Origin of the sequence: Rhodococcus sp. NKCM2511, assembly GCF_014905595.1 — a bacterium.
Taxonomy (GTDB): domain Bacteria; phylum Actinomycetota; class Actinomycetes; order Mycobacteriales; family Mycobacteriaceae; genus Rhodococcoides; species Rhodococcoides fascians.
The window spans coordinates 196866-213632 of the sequence record NZ_BNHJ02000001.1 but is presented as its reverse complement, the minus strand read 5'-3'; the positions used below and the strand labels follow the sequence as shown (position 1 = coordinate 213632).

14 protein-coding genes are annotated in these 16767 nt (G+C 64.8%); 7 read left to right on the top strand and 7 right to left on the bottom strand.

The features are described 5' to 3' along the window. Positions 1–12: 12 nt before the first annotated feature. The 4 genes from JLZ96_RS00815 to JLZ96_RS00800 all read right to left on the bottom strand — a co-directional run bounded on the left by JLZ96_RS00815 (position 13) and on the right by JLZ96_RS00800 (position 4227). Complete coding sequence (locus JLZ96_RS00815; protein ID WP_201009351.1) at positions 13–312, bottom strand: Rieske (2Fe-2S) protein; 300 nt, start codon at positions 310–312, stop codon at positions 13–15. After that, positions 309–2798: a nitrite reductase large subunit NirB gene (gene nirB / locus JLZ96_RS00810; protein WP_032408262.1), complete on the bottom strand. Its 2490-nt coding sequence runs from the start codon at positions 2796–2798 to the stop codon at positions 309–311. The genes JLZ96_RS00815 and nirB overlap by 4 nt, the downstream gene beginning before the upstream one ends. Continuing rightward, complete coding sequence (locus JLZ96_RS00805; protein WP_032365800.1) at positions 2798–3145, bottom strand: hypothetical protein; 348 nt, start codon at positions 3143–3145, stop codon at positions 2798–2800. Before JLZ96_RS00805 ends, nirB begins: the two co-directional genes overlap by 1 nt. Positions 3146–3246: 101 nt before the next feature. Further along, positions 3247–4227 (bottom strand): PAC2 family protein, encoded by a 981-nt coding sequence (locus JLZ96_RS00800; RefSeq protein WP_230073645.1) that lies wholly within the window; start codon positions 4225–4227, stop codon positions 3247–3249. Between the two features lie 104 nt (positions 4228–4331). Here JLZ96_RS00800 and metH point away from each other — a divergent pair, with 104 nt between their 5' ends. Genes metH through hisG form a run of 4 tightly spaced genes read left to right on the top strand, consistent with a single transcriptional unit; the run spans position 4332 to position 9785 of the window. Continuing rightward, positions 4332–7901, top strand: coding sequence for a methionine synthase (gene metH / locus JLZ96_RS00795; RefSeq protein ID WP_032365802.1), 3570 nt, complete (start codon positions 4332–4334; stop codon positions 7899–7901). Next, positions 7894–8562 carry an HAD family phosphatase gene (locus JLZ96_RS00790; RefSeq protein WP_201009350.1) on the top strand — a complete coding sequence of 223 codons (669 nt, stop codon included), beginning with the start codon at positions 7894–7896 and terminating at the stop codon, positions 8560–8562. Before metH ends, JLZ96_RS00790 begins: the two co-directional genes overlap by 8 nt. Positions 8563–8621: 59 nt before the next feature. Next, positions 8622–8885 (top strand): phosphoribosyl-ATP diphosphatase, encoded by a 264-nt coding sequence (locus tag JLZ96_RS00785; protein ID WP_027497080.1) that lies wholly within the window; start codon positions 8622–8624, stop codon positions 8883–8885. 48 nt (positions 8886–8933) lie between these two features. Next, positions 8934–9785 carry an ATP phosphoribosyltransferase gene (hisG, locus tag JLZ96_RS00780; RefSeq protein ID WP_027497081.1) on the top strand — a complete coding sequence of 284 codons (852 nt, stop codon included), beginning with the start codon at positions 8934–8936 and terminating at the stop codon, positions 9783–9785. A gap of 33 nt (positions 9786–9818) precedes the next feature. On the opposite strand, the gene JLZ96_RS00775 is transcribed toward hisG, so the two are convergent. Both JLZ96_RS00775 and JLZ96_RS00770 read right to left on the bottom strand, forming a co-directional pair. Continuing rightward, entirely contained in the window at positions 9819–10631 is an 813-nt protein-coding gene (locus tag JLZ96_RS00775; RefSeq protein ID WP_094643197.1) for a thioesterase family protein, read from the bottom strand. Beyond that, the gene (locus JLZ96_RS00770; protein ID WP_236254033.1) at positions 10628–11434 is read right to left on the bottom strand and encodes a RecB family exonuclease; all 807 of its coding nucleotides are present in this window, start codon (positions 11432–11434) and stop codon (positions 10628–10630) included. The genes JLZ96_RS00775 and JLZ96_RS00770 overlap by 4 nt, the downstream gene beginning before the upstream one ends. Before the next feature lie 459 nt (positions 11435–11893). Here JLZ96_RS00770 and JLZ96_RS00765 point away from each other — a divergent pair, with 459 nt between their 5' ends. Continuing rightward, complete coding sequence (locus tag JLZ96_RS00765) at positions 11894–12709, top strand: tRNA (adenine-N1)-methyltransferase (RefSeq protein WP_048318521.1); 816 nt, start codon at positions 11894–11896, stop codon at positions 12707–12709. 22 nt (positions 12710–12731) lie between these two features. On the opposite strand, the gene JLZ96_RS00760 is transcribed toward JLZ96_RS00765, so the two are convergent. Then, a complete protein-coding gene (locus tag JLZ96_RS00760; RefSeq protein ID WP_032365805.1) occupies positions 12732–13217 on the bottom strand; it encodes a hypothetical protein in 486 nt (161 codons plus the stop codon). 184 nt (positions 13218–13401) lie between these two features. Between JLZ96_RS00760 and arc the strand changes: the two genes are divergently transcribed. Together arc and dop are read left to right on the top strand one after the other, a co-directional pair. Then, on the top strand, positions 13402–15165 hold the full coding sequence (arc, locus tag JLZ96_RS00755) for a proteasome ATPase (protein WP_032365854.1): 1764 nt from the start codon (positions 13402–13404) through the stop codon (positions 15163–15165). Between the two features lie 81 nt (positions 15166–15246). Then, positions 15247–16746 (top strand): depupylase/deamidase Dop, encoded by a 1500-nt coding sequence (dop, locus tag JLZ96_RS00750; protein WP_027497085.1) that lies wholly within the window; start codon positions 15247–15249, stop codon positions 16744–16746. Positions 16747–16767 lie beyond the last annotated feature (21 nt).

Sequence of the window (16767 nt, the reverse complement as noted above, 5' to 3'; positions counted from 1 at the left end):
ACCGGGACCGACTTACATATCGACGGTCACGTTGCCATCCACCACCGAGGCTGCGTAGACACGGACCGACGAGATTCCACTCGGGCAGGTGCCGTCGTCGAGGGAGAAGGCGTATTGATGAAGTGGGCAGACGACTACGGACCCGTCGATCTGGCCGTCGGCCAGTGGTCCGCCCCGGTGCGGACAGACGGCGTCCATCGCCCGCACCGAGCCGTCACTTAGCAGGAACACCGCGACCTGTTTGCCATCCACGACGTAGGCCCGTCCCTCGCCGGGAGTCAGGTCTTCCAACGCACCCACCGGGACGCTCATCGGACCGGCACCTGTGGCAGCGGGAGCAGTGGCAGCGAGGGTGCGAACTGCGCAGGCGATTTGGGTGCCGTGCGGTCCTGCCATGGGTCCACGTAGCCGTCGACCGATGTTTGCAGTCGCTCGTCGAGTCCGGCGACGATGCCGTCACGGTCGTCGATCAGAACGCTCTGCAGTTCCTCCAAGCCGACGCGCGGAACCCAGGCGTACGTCCGTTCGAGCCACTGCGCGTTCTCCCGATAGTGCTGGATGAATCTGCCTGCCACTGTCATCACCTCCTCGGCTCCCGTCACGGTGGCCAACAGATCTCCCTTGCGGATGTGAGCCCCGGCCGCGCCGCCGACGTAGATCTCCCACCTGTCCTCGCCGACCGAGACCACGCCGAAGTCCTTGCACAGCGCCTCCGAGCAGTTGCGCGGGCAGCCGGCGACCGCGAGTTTGAGTTTCGCGGGAGTCTCCAAGCCTTGGAACCGCTCTTCGAGCGCGATGCCGAGAGCCGTCGAGTCGCCGAGACCGAAGCGGCAGAAGTCGCTGCCCACACAGGTTTTCACCGTGCGCATGCTCTTGCCGTAGGCGAAGCCGGAGGGCATGTCCAGATCGCCCCACACCTTGGGTAGGTCTTCCTTCTTGATCCCGAGGAGGTCGATGCGCTGTCCGCCGGTGACCTTGACCAGCGGCACGTTGTACTTGTCGGCGACGTCGGCGATCTTGCGCAGTTGATCCGGGGTAGTGACGCCACCCTTCATCTGCGGTACCACCGAGAACGTGCCGTCCCGCTGAATGTTGGCGTGCACCCGGTCGTTGATGAACAGTGCGCCGCGCTCGTCCACCCAATCCGGACCCCAGACGGTGCGCAGCAGTGACGCCAGCGGCATCTTGGCGGCGGCGTCCTCGACGCCGTCGGTCGCAAGCGCCGTGAACACCTGCGAGACTGCCCGGAGGTCCCGCGATCTGATTGCTTCGATCAGTTCCGGCTTCGTCATCGGGATACACGGCACGTACCGGTCTGCGGTGGGGTCCGCTTCGACCGCGCCACCGGATGCGCACGCGATGATGTCTTTCACCAACCCCTTGCAGGACCCACATCCCTTGCCTGCTCGGGTCTTCGCGGTCACATCGCTCAGATTCTTGGCACCGGCGTGCACGCAGGCCACGATGGCGCCCTTGGTGACGCCGTTGCAGTTGCACACCTGAACGTCGTCTGCCAGTTCGGCGGCTCCTGTTGCCGCAGAGGGCGTTCCCATGTCGAAGAGCATGCTGATGCGCTCCTCGGGCAGCGGCACCCTCTCGTCGAACGCCTGGGTGAGAAAGTTGGCCTTGGAGATGTCGCCCAGCAGAGTGGCACCGACGAGCTTGTTGTTCCGCACGATGACCGATTTGTACGTGCCACTGCGTGGTTCGTAGAACTGAACGAATTCGTCGTCGTCGCGCTCGGGCGCGGTGATCCCCATCGACGCGACGTCGACGCCGGCCACCTTGAGCTTGGTCGTCAAACGCGAACCGTGATATGCGGCAGCGGGATCGGCACCGGTGAGTACATCGGCCAGGACAGCGGCCTGCTCCCAGAGGGGCGCGACGAGGCCGTACACCTCACCGCGGTGCTGACAGCATTCGCCGACGGCATAGATGGAACCTTCGTCCTCGCAGCGCAATTGGTCGTCGACGACGATTCCGCGTTCGATGACCAGGCCGCCGGCGCGGGCGAAATCGACACTGGGCCGAATTCCGGCGGTCACGACGACCATGTCGGCGTCCAGCGAGGTGCCGTCGTTGAAACCGACGCCAATGACGGTACCGTCGTCCGACCGCAACACCGAGGTGGTCCTCTTCGAGGTGTGGACACCGACGCCCAGCGACTCGATCTTGTTGCGCAACACTCGTCCACCGCGCTCGTCGAGCTGCTGGTTCATCAGGTGCCCGGGGGAGTGCACCACGTTCACGTCCAGCCCCTGCGTCCGCAGTCCGTACGCTGCTTCGAGACCGAGCAGTCCGCCGCCGATCACCACCGCCGACACGTCGTCGCCTGACTGCGCCATCTGCAACATGCCGTTGGTGTCGGCGATCGTGCGGAATCCGAACACCCCACGTGCCAGCCTGCCGTCGGACTCGCGCAGACCGTCCATGTTCGGGAAGAACGTGTTGCTACCGGTGGCAATGATCAGTACGTCGTAGTCGACGGACCGACCGCTTTCGCAGACAACCGTTTTGGAGAACCGGTCGAGCGACACCGCTCGATCGCCCACGTGCAACGTCACGCCGTTCTCGCTGTACCAACTCATGGGGTTGAGAACGAGATCCTCGTCGTCGACGGTGGCCTCACCGGACAGCACGTGGGAGAGCATGATGCGGTTGTAATTGCCGTACGGTTCGTCGCCGATCATCGTGATGTCGAACAGCGAGCTGCCGTCTCGCTCGAGGATCTGCTCGACCGTCCGGGCACCGGCCATTCCGTTGCCGATCACCAGCAATCGCTGTTTTCCCGCAGGCATCAGACCAGCACCAGACCGAAGTCGACGACGACCTCTCCGTTGGTTCCGGCGGGGGCCGCGATCACCAGCTCGAGCACGGTATCGGGATCGACGTCCTCGACGACCCGCAACGGAATGTTGACGCCGCTCTTGGCCCCCATCGGGAACATACGCATCGGGCTGCCGTCGCGCAGCAAGGTCACGACCACCAGTTCATCGCTCGAATTACCGCCCCGGAAGTACAGCGGCTGAGCCGTCACCCCCTCGGGGACGACGAAACTCAGGCTGGGATCGATCAACTCGGGCTTGTCCAGACCGTTGCCGGTGAAGGAGAAGACGCCTTGCAGAAATCGCGGTGTGCTGGCCATACCCACGAGGCTCCGGTGTCGGGGTGACGCCACCGCTGCGGTGACGTTACGTCGGCATCAGAAAGACCTCACCGGCTCCCGGCTCCTCGTGTGCGTTCGGGTCAGAGCCCGAAGTTGCCCGGGCCGCGCCGCCGGAGGTACTTCTCGAACTCGGCGGCGATGGCGTCGCCGTCGATCTTGGCGATCGCATCGGACATGTCCACCTCGGCGTCACCACGCTCCTCGAGGCTGCGCACGTACTCGCTGATCTCCTCGTCCTCTTTGGTCATCTCGTTGACCGCCTCCTCCCACTCCTCGGCCTGCGTGGGCAGCTCGCCGAGCGGCACCTCGATGTCGAGTACGTCTTCGACCCGCTGCAGCAACGCCACGGTGGCCTTCGGATTCGGTGGCTGTGAGACGTAATGGGGGACAGCAGCCCAGAACGACACGGCCGGCACACCTGCCTTGACACATTCGTCCTGCAGAACGCCGGTGATACCGGTGGGCCCCTCGTAGCGGGTCTGCTCCAGGTTGAACTGTTCGGCCGACTCGGTGCTGTAGGCGGTGCCGGTCACCGGAACCGGCCTGGTGTGCGGGGTGTCCGCCAGCAGCGCGCCGAGAATGACGACGGTTTCGACGCCCAGCTGCTCGACGAACTCGAGCAGGTCGTCGCAGAAGCTGCGCCACCGCATGTTGGGCTCGATACCGCGCAACAGGACCACGTCACGGTCGCTGCCGGGCGGTGAACACACCGACAATCGGGTCGACGGCCACTCGATCTCGCGGGTGACCCCGTCGACCTGACGAACGGTCGGCCGATTGACCTGGTAGTCGTAGTAGTCCTCGGAGTCCAGCTCGGCCAGTGGGCTGGCGTCCCAGATCAGCTCCAGATGTTCGACCGCGCCGCTCGCCGCATCGCCTGCGTCGTTCCAGCCCTCGAAAGCGGCGACCAGTATGGGGGAGCGCAGCTCGGGAATGTCGTCGTTCAGATCGTCCTCGTCGTAGTCGGCGTCGGCGTCTGTGGCGTTCGCCACTGCATCCTGCACGGCCTCGATCAGCGCGGCGTCCAAGGGGATGTCCGCGTCGGCACCTGATTTGTCCATTTTGTCGGTACCGTCGTCGGGCGGGGACTGATCATCGAGGTTTCGGGGACTCACCACGACAGCCTACGACTCGAGGTAACCGTGGTGCCCACTACTCTGTAGTGATGCCCGATCAACACAAGCCCGGTCTGCTCGATGCGATTTCACGTCGCGTTGTCATCGGCGACGGAGCAATGGGCACGATGCTCCAGGACGCCGACCTCACTCTCGACGACTTTCTCGGCCTCGAGGGATGCAACGAGATTCTGAACCACACCAGGCCCGACGTGCTGCGCGAGATTCATCGCGAGTACTTTGCGGCCGGCGCAGACGCCGTGGAAACGAACACGTTCGGATGCAACCTGCCCAACCTGGCCGATTACGACATCGAGGATCGAATCCGCGAGTTGGCCGAGAAAGGCACCCGGCTCGCCCGCGAGACTGCGGACGAAATGGGACCCGGCCGCGACGGGATGGATCGGTACGTCCTGGGTTCCATGGGCCCCGGAACCAAGCTCCCCACACTCGGCCACGCCCCGTTCGCACGGCTGCGCGATGCGTATACCGAGGCTGCGCTCGGAATGATCGACGGCGGTGCCGACGCCATTCTGGTCGAGACGTGCCAGGACCTGCTGCAGGTCAAGGCCGCGATCATCGGTAGCCAGCACGCCATGGACAAGCTCGGCGTCCGAATCCCGATCATCACCCATGTGACGGTCGAGACGACGGGCGCGATGCTGGTCGGCAGCGAGATCGGTGCAGCCCTCACTGCGCTCGAGCCGCTGGGCATCGACATGATCGGGCTGAACTGCGCCACCGGCCCCGCCGAGATGAGCGAACACCTGCGCCACCTGTCGAAGCATTCACGTCTTCCGGTATCGGTGATGCCCAATGCCGGACTGCCCACGTTGGGCGCGAAGGGTGCCGAATACCCACTGACCGCCCCCGAATTGGCCGACGCTCTGAGCGGTTTCGTCCGCGAGTACGGGCTGGCACTCGTCGGCGGATGCTGCGGCACCACCCCCGAGCACATTCGTCAGGTTGCCGACATGGTGCACGGGGCGACGAAGCTGGAACGGCAGCCGGCCCCGGAGCCAGGGGTCTCCTCGCTCTACACCGCAGTGCCGTTCGAGCAGGACGCCAGCATCCTGATGATCGGCGAGCGCACCAACTCCAACGGCTCCAAGGCATTTCGTGACGCGATGCTCGCCGAGGACTACGAGAAGTGCCTCGATATCGCCAAGGATCAGACGCGCGACGGTGCGCACATGTTGGACCTCAACGTCGACTACGTCGGCCGCGACGGTGCCGCCGACATGGCGGCACTGGCCAGCAGATTGGCGACTGCGTCGACGCTGCCGATCATGCTCGACTCCACCGAACCGGCCGTGCTCGAGGCCGGCCTCGAGCACCTCGGTGGACGTAGCGCCGTCAACTCGGTCAACTACGAGGACGGCGACGGTCCCGACTCGCGGTTCCAGAAGATCATGCGTCTGGTCAAGGAACACGGTGCCGCCGTGGTCGCTCTGACCATCGACGAGGAGGGGCAGGCGCGTACTGCCGAATGGAAGGTGCGTGTCGCAGATCGCCTGATCACCGACATCACCGAGAACTGGGGCCTGCGCCACGAGGACATCATCGTCGACACCCTCACCTTCCCGATCTCCACCGGCCAGGAAGAGGTTCGACGCGACGGCATCGAGACCATCGAGGCCATTCGGCAGCTCAAGGAGAAGTATCCGAAGGTGCACACCACCCTCGGGTTGTCGAACATCTCGTTCGGCCTCAATCCTGCTGCCCGGCAGGTGCTGAACTCGGTCTTTCTGCACGAGTGCACCCAGGCCGGCCTCGACACCGCCATTGTGCACGCGTCGAAGATCCTGCCGATGAACAAGATTCCCGACGAGCAACGCGAGACCGCTCTGGATCTGGTGTACGACCGCCGCCGCGAAGGCTACGACCCGCTGCAGAAGCTCATGCAGCTCTTCGAAGGCGTGTCGGCGGCATCGGCCCGGGAGTCGCGTGCCGAGGAACTGGGTCGGCTGCCGTTGTTCGAGCGGCTCGAACGCCGCATCGTCGACGGCGAACGCAACGGCCTCGACACAGATCTGGACGCCGCGATGGCCGAGAAGCCGCCTCTCGAAATCATCAACGAGACGTTGCTGTCGGGCATGAAGACCGTCGGCGAGCTGTTCGGTTCCGGCCAGATGCAGTTGCCGTTCGTGCTCGCGTCCGCCGAGGTGATGAAGGCTGCCGTGGCGTACTTGGAGCCACACATGGAGGCCACCGACGACGACGGCAAAGGTCGGATCGTGCTCGGCACCGTCAAGGGCGACGTGCACGACATCGGCAAGAACCTCGTCGACATCATCCTGAGCAACAACGGCTACGAGGTGGTCAATCTCGGTATCAAGCAACCGATTTCGACCATTCTCGAAGCCGCGTTGGACAAACGAGCCGACGTCATCGGCATGTCCGGGCTGCTGGTGAAGTCGACGGTCGTCATGAAGGACAACCTGATCGAGCTCAACTCCCGCGGCGTGGCAGAGCAATTTCCGGTGCTCCTCGGCGGCGCCGCGTTGACGCGGTCGTACGTCGAGAACGATCTGCAGGACGTGTACGAAGGCGACGTGCACTATGCGCGGGACGCGTTCGAAGGCCTGCGTTTGATGGACACCATCATGACCACCAAGCGCGGTGGCGGCCCGGCCCCTGACAGCCCCGAGGCGCTCGCCGCGAAGGCCAAGGCCGCCGAACGCAAGGAGCGCCACGAACGGTCCAAGCGCATCGCGGAGAAGCGCAAGGCCGCCGAGGCTCCGGTCGTGGTACCCGAGCGATCCGACGTCGCTGCGGACATCGACATTCCGGTACCACCGTTCTGGGGCACCCGCATCGTCCGAGGCGTGTCCCTCGCCGACTACTCGGGCCTGCTCGACGAACGTGCACTGTTCCTGGGGCAGTGGGGCCTACGAGGAGCCCGCAAGGGCGAGGGCGCCACCTACGAGGATCTGGTGGAGTCGGAAGGCAAACCGCGCCTTCGGTATTGGCTGGATCGGCTCAGTACGGACGGCATTCTCGCGCACGCCGCTTTGGTGTACGGATACTTCCCGGCCGTTTCGGAGGGCGACGACGTCGTCGTACTCACCGAGCCCGAACCCGATGCGCCCGAACGCTTTCGGTTCACCTTCCCGCGTCAGCACCGCGACCGCTTCCTCTGCATCGCGGACTTCGTCCGATCACGCACTGCGGCAAGGGAATCCGGGCAAGTCGACGTGCTGCCGATGAACCTGGTCACCATGGGGCAGCCCATCGCGGACTTCGCGAACGAATTGTTCGCAGCCGACGCGTACCGCGACTACCTCGAGGTACACGGGATCGGAGTTCAGCTGACCGAGGCTCTCGCCGAATACTGGCATCGTCGAGTGCGCGAGGAACTGAAACTGTCCGACGGCAAATCGGTCGCCGCGGAGGATCCCACCGAGGCCGAGGGGTACTTCAAACTCGAATACCGCGGAGCTCGTTACTCGTTCGGCTACGGGGCATGCCCCGATCTCGAGGACCGGATCAAGCTCGCCGCACTCCTCGAACCCGAGCGAATCGGCGTCAAGCTCTCCGAGGAACTGCAGCTGCACCCCGAACAGTCGACCGATGCGTTCGTACTTCACCACCCGGAGGCCAAGTACTTCAATGTCTAGAACCCACCTGCACGGTGTCCTGTGGGACATGGACGGCACACTGCTCGACTCGGAGAAGATCTGGGACGTGGCCATCGGTGAGTACTCCCGCATACTGGGAACCGAACTCAGCGCGGAAGTACGCGAGAGCACCCTCGGCAATTCGATGCAAGACGCCTTGCGCAAAGTGCTCGCCAATGCGTCGGTTGCGGTCACCGACGACAACCTGGCCGAGGGCCGCGAGTGGTTGACCACGCGCGTCGGCGACATGTTCGCCGAGGGTATTCCGTGGCGGCCCGGTGCCAAGGATGCTCTTGCACTCGTACGCGACATGGGCCTGGCGACCGGATTGGTCACCAACACCGAACGTGGGCTCGTCGAGCGTGCACTGGAGACACTCGGGCGCGACTACTTCGACATCACCGTCAGCGGCGACGAGGTCGAGTTCGGGAAACCGCACCCGGCGCCGTACCTGCGGGGTGCCGCGCTGCTCGGCGTCGACGTCGGCGCCTGCCTTGCAGTGGAGGATTCTCCGACAGGCTCCCTGTCCGCACATACTGCAGGCTGCCCGGTACTGGTCGTCCCGTCTGAGGTGGCTGTTCCGGCAGCGCCGGGATACACCATCCGCGACGGTCTGGTCGGACTGACCGCCGACGACGTCCGGCGGGCCTGGGCGGCCTGACTCCTCGAATCTCGACCGAATTGATTCCGCTGGATACCGACGTGAAAGAATACGAATCCGTGAAGACTTTCGATTCCCTGTTCGCCGAGCTCACCGACCGCGCGAAAACCCGCCCCGAGGGCTCGGGCACCGTCGCTGCGTTGGACGCAGGTGTTCATTTCCAGGGAAAGAAGGTCCTCGAAGAGGCCGGCGAGGTGTGGATCGCCGCCGAACACGAGAGCGACGCTGCACTCGCCGAAGAAATTTCGCAGCTGCTGTACTGGGTTCAGGTCATGATGGTGGGTAGGGGAATCGAGCTCGAGGACGTCTACCGACATCTGTGAGGCAAGGCCCGAACGTCTCCTGTGAACTCACCGATGAAGGAAAACTCCATGCTGCGTGTAGCCGTACCCAACAAGGGCGCGTTGTCCGAATCCGCCGCCGAGATCCTGAGCGAGGCCGGCTACCGGCGTCGGAGCGACTCCAAGGATCTGACCGTCCTCGACCCGGCCAACGGGGTCGAATTCTTCTTTCTCCGTCCCAAGGACATTGCCATCTACGTCGGGTCGGGCCAGCTCGATCTGGGCATCACCGGACGAGACCTGGCTCTCGATTCCGGGGCAGCGGTCGAAGAGCGCCTGGCGCTCGGATTCGGCCGGTCGACGTTCCGTTACGCGGCACCCGCGGGCAAGGAATGGGCACCCGAGGACCTGGGCGGACTGCGCATCGCCACCTCGTACCCCAATCTCGTGCGTAAGGACCTGGCCGAGCGCGGCTTGGAGGCCACGGTGATCCGTCTCGACGGGGCCGTGGAAATTTCCATTCAACTCGGTGTCGCCGACGCCATCGCGGACGTGGTCGAATCGGGCCGATCACTGCGCCAGAACAATCTCGTCGCGTTCGGCGAATCGCTCTGCGATTCGGAGGGCGTACTTATCGAGCGCGCAGGCGCCCCGGGAACTGACTCCGCACGCAAGCAACTCATCGCCCGCGTACAGGGCGTCGTCTTCGCCCAGCAGTACCTGATGCTCGATTACGACTGCCCCAAGTCGATCCTCGACGAAGCCGTCAAGATCACCCCCGGCATCGAATCACCTACGCTCGCACCGATGGTCGACGACAACTGGGTTGCCGTGCGCGCCATGGTCTCTCGCAAGGTCCACAACAACGTGATGGACGAGCTCGCGGAACTGGGCGCGAAAGCCATTCTCGCCTCCGACATCAGGTCCTGCCGAGCGTTCTGAGTGCGTGGCGGAACGCCCGTCGTTCCGCCACGATCACGCGCGTCGGCGAACCAGCACAGTTTGGGCGATGCGCCCGACCGGCCCCCGTTCGTCACTGAGGGTGCCTGCGCACATGGCGATGCCGTCCGGACCCGTCGACGTCTCGGCCGATACTCCGATCCAGTCGCCCTGGGGTTCACGGAAGACGTGCACCGTCAGATCGGTGTTCAGGAACGTCCACTGCTCGATCGGCAATTTCGCACCCACACCGTTGGCGATGTCGGCAATCGAGAACAGCCGTTCGAGTGGCGTCATCAACTCACCCTGCACCAGAACAGGAGTCGGCTTCGCCCACACTTCACCGGGCCCCGCTGCGCCGAGCTCGGTGAGGAACTTGAACTCGACCGCGTCGAGGTATCCGGAGGTCCAGAGTCCGCCGAAGGTGCTGTCGACGCCGGCGCTCACCGGTCGCATCACCGGATCGCCCACGTGCACGACGTCGTCGGTGGGCTCGGTACGCATACGCCATGCGCTGCCCCGCGCCACCGCTCGCGCCGGCCCCGCTGATCCTCGAGCCCAGAGTTCGGCGACGACGAGTTCGACATTTGCGCCCGGCCGCGCCGTCCATGCGCGAATCGTGATGTCCGACACCGGAACAGGTCCGAGAATGTCGACGACCACCCGGCTGATTCGAGTATCGGGTCTGGCGTCGACCCGCTCGAGTGCGCGGACCAACAACGCGGACGGCGGAGCGCCGTGCTGCATCGTCGGTGCCCACAGGCTGACGGTGTGCTCGGTGGCGGTGACGATCTCGTAACCGTCGTCGTCGACACCGGCAGGAACGAAGAAGGCGTCCGGACTCGTCACAGCTCCGTCTCCTCCTGCTCCGCAGCCGCCTGCGGCCAACCGGGGTACGGCGGGGGAGTGCCGCCGAACTCGGGGCACAGTGCCCGGTGATCGCACCACTTGCACAGTGCGCCTTTCTTGGCGCGGAAGTCGCCGGTCTCACCGGCCGCCAGAATCGCCTTCCAGATGGCCGAGAGCATGCGCTCGAAGCGCAGCAGCTCACCCTCGTCCGGGGCGTACGTCAGCTCCTGCTTGTCGGCGAGGTACATCAACTTCAGTTGCGCGGGAACGACTCCGCGCATGCGCATGATCATCAGCGCATAGAACTTCATCTGGAACAGAGCTTTGGATTCGGTGAACTCGCGCGGCGCACGTCCGGTCTTGTAATCGACGACGCGAATCATTCCGTTGGGTGCAACGTCGATCCGGTCGATGAATCCGCGCAGCGGCGTTCCGTCGTCCAACGCGATCTCGACGCGCTGTTCGCAGGACTCGGGATCGAAGTGCGTGGGATCTTCGAGTTCGTAGTACCCGTCCACCAGGGCACGAGCCCGGTCGAGAAACGCCGGACGGTCGTCCGCCGGAACCAGCGATGCGATGTCGGGTGACTCGGCCACGACCCGATCCCAAGCCGGGTCCACCAATTCGCGGGCTGTGGTGGGCACTCGATCACGGGCAGGGAGTGCGTACAGGGCCTCGAGTGCGGCATGCACCACAGTTCCCTTCACCTGTGCCTCGGTGGAGACCTCGGGAAGCCGGTCCACGGCACGGAAGCGATACAACAGTGGGCACTGCTTGAAATCACCTGCGCGAGAAGGAGACAGAGCCGGGGTACTGCGGTTGCCGGACCTCGAACGCGGTACGCCGGCGCTGTCACCGACATCGAGAAGAGGTAAGTCGATGGGGCTCGACACGGAAATACTCACGACTGCGAGACTATGCCGCTGGTCCGACATCTTCGGTGAAGGCCGTAGTCTGGCACGTCGAGTCGTCCCCCGACGCCTGCCGATCGAGGCCGAGCGTCACATCGCAACGAAAGCAGGTCCGCTGTGTCCTCCGGTGATTCCACATCCGCGTCGACCGACGGATTCGAGGCCGACGCCGCGTTCGACGCCACTGTCGACGCATCGCTGCCCAGTGCGGACGACGTGGTCACTGCCACGACCGACGAGATCGAACTCGACCCGAATGTCACGTCCGGCGCGGAGGTCAGTCCAGCTGCCGACGCCACAGCTGCCGACGCACCGGCGGAGACCGGTCCCGCCCGCAGCGGGCCGTTTCGAGTGGGCGATCGAGTTCAGCTCACGGACGGCAAGGGTCGTCACTACACGGTGGTACTGGAAGCCGGTAAGGAGTTCCATACTCACCGCGGCGGCATCACTCACGACAAACTGCTCGGTGCCGACGAGGGCAGCGTCGTCACCTCCGTCAACGGCACCCCCTACCTCGCGCTGCGGCCGCTGCTGACCGACTACGTGCTCTCGATGCCCCGCGGCGCCCAGGTGATCTACCCCAAGGACGCGGCGCAGATCGTGCACGAGGGTGACATGTTCCCCGGCGCACGGGTGCTCGAAGCCGGTGCAGGATCCGGCGCTCTGACGTGCTCACTGCTGCGTGCAGTCGGTACAGAAGGAACGGTCATCTCCTACGAGATCCGGCAGGACCACGCCGACTATGCCGTGAAGAACGTCGAGACGTTCTTCGGCGAGCGCCCGTCGAACTGGCACCTGACCGTGGCAGACGTCGACCAGTTCGGTGTCGATCGTCCGGGTGAGCAGGTCGATCGGGTGGTCCTGGACATGCTCGCGCCGTGGGACGCGTTGCCCGCGGTGTCCAAGGCCCTCGTCCCCGGTGGGGTGCTGCTGGTCTACGTGGCCACGGTGACGCAGCTGTCCAAGGTCGTCGAGGCGCTGCGCGCACAGGAGTGCTGGACCGAACCTCGATCGTGGGAGTCGATGGTTCGCGGCTGGCACGTGGTGGGTCTCGCAGTTCGCCCCGAGCACCGCATGCAGGGTCACACGGCATTCCTCGTCAGCGTTCGACGCCTCGCCGAGGGCACCGTGACCCCGAAACCGCAGCGTCGTTCCGGTAAGGGCTGACGCTGCAGGCTCGGCTGTCGACTCAGACGCAGGGTGCCTGGCCCATGGCCAGGATCTGGCACGTGCTTGCGTCCGACAGCTTCCAGGTGCCATCGATCAGCACCCAGGTCTGCGGTGCCGGAGCCGCGGTCCCGCGTGGGGTGGCGATGGCGACGTCCGCGGTGGACGTCTCGCCTGCGACGGTCGGTTCCGACACCTCGAAGGTGATCGCTCCGTAGTTCGCCAGTGCGGCGGTCATCGTCTCCAGGTTCGTCAGGCGCGCCTGACCGTTCTCCACCGCCGCCGCCTTGGTCGCTGCGTCCACGTCCGGTGCGACCAGCTGCTGCAGCGAGGTCTGCAACTCGGCGACGGTAGGTGCTGTGACAGCCGGCCCGGCGGTGGTCGTCGGCATGGAGTCGCTGGTCGACGCGGAATTGTGATCGGCGTGATCGGATTCATCGCTCGAACTGCATCCTGCACCCACCAGAGCCACCGCGGCTACTGCGACGCTTGCCGAGAGAATACGCATTTTCACTGGTGAGGCCCCTGATTCCGTCGTCTGTCGATCGATTGGTCAGGTGAGGCTAACATGAACTGGGATGGCCTTTCGGGGCCGCCGAGCAGAGTGGATGCCGACCCCGTTCGAGGTGTCGGTCCGCATCTCCGCGCCGCTGCCGGTAGCGTTGATAGATCGTCACTGGGAGGAGTCGCTCATGAGCTCAACAGACAATCCGGATGTGGCCGCGGCCAGAGCCGAACTGGACGCCGTGCGAGCCGAAGTCGCGTCGCTACGGCGCCAACTGGGGGAGTCCCCCGAGCAGGTACGCGAGCTCGAGGGCCGGGTCGATTCCTTGTCGCTGCGCAACACGAAGTTGCTCGACACTCTCAAGGAGGCCCGACAACAGCTCATCGCGCTGCGCGAGGAGGTGGACCGTCTCGGTCAACCGCCGAGCGGATACGGCGTCCTGCTGAGCGTGTTCGAGGACGGCACAGTCGACGTGTTCACGTCCGGTCGGAAGATGCGACTGACGTGCTCACCCAACATCGAGGCCGACACGCTCGCTCCGGGACAGACCGTGCGGTTGAACGAGGCGTTGACCATCGTCGAGGCGTGCACCTTCGATCAGGTCGGCGAGATCAGCACTCTCCGAGAGCTTCTGGGGGATGGATCGCGCGCTCTCGTCGTCGGACATGCCGACGAGGAACGGGTGGTCTGGCTGGCCAAACCGTTGATCGACATGGTCAACGACGACGGACCGGTCGACCCGGACGAGCCGTCACGGAAGCTCCGTCCCGGGGATTCGCTGCTGGTCGACACCAAGGCCGGCTACGCGTTCGAGCGCGTTCCCAAGGCCGAGGTGGAGGATCTCGTTCTCGAGGAGGTTCCGGACGTCGGATACGAGGACATCGGCGGTCTCGGTCGACAGATCGAGCAGATTCGGGACGCCGTAGAGCTGCCGTTCCTGCACAAGGATCTGTTCCGAGAGTACTCACTGCGTCCGCCGAAGGGCGTGCTGCTGTACGGCCCTCCCGGGTGTGGAAAGACGTTGATCGCCAAGGCCGTTGCCAACTCGCTGGCCAAGAAGATCGCCGAGGCACGTGGCCAGGATGCGCGGGAGGCGAAGTCGTTCTTCCTCAACATCAAGGGCCCCGAGCTGCTCAACAAGTTCGTCGGTGAGACCGAGCGTCACATCCGCATGATCTTTCAGCGGGCACGAGAGAAGGCGTCCGAGGGCACCCCGGTCATCGTGTTCTTCGACGAGATGGACTCGATCTTCCGTACCCGCGGCTCCGGCGTCTCGTCCGACGTGGAGACGACGGTCGTTCCGCAGCTGCTCGCCGAGATCGACGGTGTCGAAGGCCTAGAGAACGTCATCGTGATCGGTGCGTCCAATCGCGAGGACATGATCGACCCGGCGATCCTGCGACCCGGCCGACTCGACGTGAAGATCAAGATCGAGCGTCCCGACGCCGAATCGGCACAGGACATCTTCTCGAAGTACCTGACCGATTCGCTTCCGGTCAACGCCGACGACGTCGCCGAGTTCGGCGGCGATCGCGCGGCGTGCATCCGGGGCATGATCGATCGCGTCGTCGAGCGCATGTACGCCGAGAGTGACGACAATCGGTTCCTCGAGGTCACCTACGCCAACGGGGACAAGGAAGTTCTGTATTTCAAGGACTTCAACTCCGGGGCCATGATCCAGAACATCGTCGACCGGGCAAAGAAGTACGCCATCAAGTCGGTTCTCGAAACCGGAAACGCCGGACTGCGGATTCAGCACCTTTTCGATTCCATCGTCGACGAGTTCGCGGAGAACGAAGATCTGCCGAACACCACGAATCCGGACGACTGGGCTCGGATCTCGGGCAAGAAGGGCGAGCGAATCGTCTACATTCGCACGTTGGTCACCGGCAAGAACGCCAGCGCGAGCCGGGCGATCGACACCGAGGCCAATACCGGTCAGTACCTGTAGATCCACCGCTGGGCAGTTTTCGGGGCGCGTCCGCACAGGGCGCGCCCCGAACTGCATCCGTCGGCCGTCTAGGCTCGACTTATGCAGCGCATCATCGGTATCGAGGTCGAGTACGGCATTTCTTCACCGACCGAACCCACCGCCAACCCGATCCTGACGTCCACCCAGGCGGTGTTGGCGTACGCGGCAGCCGCAGGAGTGCCCCGCGCCAAGCGCACCCGCTGGGACTACGAGGTGGAATCACCGCTGCGCGATGCACGAGGCTTCGATCTCGGACGGTTCAGCGGACCGGCTCCGGTCATCGATGCCGACGAAATCGGTGCGGCGAACATGATTCTCACCAACGGTGCCCGCCTGTACGTCGATCACGCGCACCCCGAGTACTCGGCCCCGGAGGTGCGGGACCCACTGGACGCGGTGATCTGGGACAAGGCAGGCGAACGCGTCATGGAAGCGGCCGCACGGCACGCGTCGAGCGTCCCAGGGGCTCCGCGCCTGCAGCTGTACAAGAACAACGTCGACGGCAAGGGCGCGTCGTACGGCACGCACGAGAACTATCTGATGTCGCGTGAGACACCGTTCTCGGCGGTGATCGCGGGGCTCTCGCCGTTCTTCGCCTCCAGGCAAGTCATCACCGGCTCCGGGCGAGTCGGTATCGGCCAGTCGGGCGACGAGGCCGGGTTCCAGCTCTCGCAGCGAGCGGACTACATCGAGGTGGAGGTCGGACTGGAGACCACCCTCAAGCGCGGCATCATCAACACCCGGGACGAACCGCACGCAGACGCAGACAAGTACCGACGTCTGCACTGCATCATCGGCGACGCCAACCTGGCGGAGATGTCGACCTACCTCAAGGTGGGAACCACGGCCCTCGTGCTCGACCTCATCGAGGCGGGCGTCGACCTGTCGGATCTGCAGCTGGCCAGGCCGGTCACGGCTGTCCATCAGATCAGCCACGATCCCACCCTGCGCAAGGCCGTGGCACTCGCCGACGGCCGCGAACTGACGGGCCTTGCGCTGCAGCGGATCTACCACCAGCGGGCGGCGAAGTTCGTGGCTGCCGAGGGCAGCGACGACGCACGAGCACTGGACGTGCTCGACAAGTGGGCGATGGTGCTGGACCTGCTCGAGCGCGATCCCATGGAGTGCGCGCATCTGCTGGACTGGCCGGCGAAATTGCGACTGCTCGAAGGGTTCCGACAGCGTGAGGGCCTCGGCTGGTCCGCTCCGCGGCTGCACCTGGTGGACCTGCAGTATTCCGATGTTCGCCTCGACAAGGGGCTCTACAACAGGTTGGTCGCCCGCGGTTCGATGGATCGTCTCGTCACCGAGCAGCAAGTTCTCGATGCGGTCGGCACACCGCCCGACGACACGAGGGCCTACTTCCGCGGCGAATGCCTGCGCAAATTCGGTGCTGACATCGCCGCGGCGAGCTGGGACTCGGTCATCTTCGATCTCGGTGGCGATTCGCTGGTACGGATTCCGACGCTCGAGCCGTTGCGGGGAACGAAATCCCACGTCGGTGCCCTGCTGGAGTCCGTGGACAGTGCAGCGGAACTGGTCGACCAGCTCACCACCTGATCGTCCAGGGCATTCGAATGG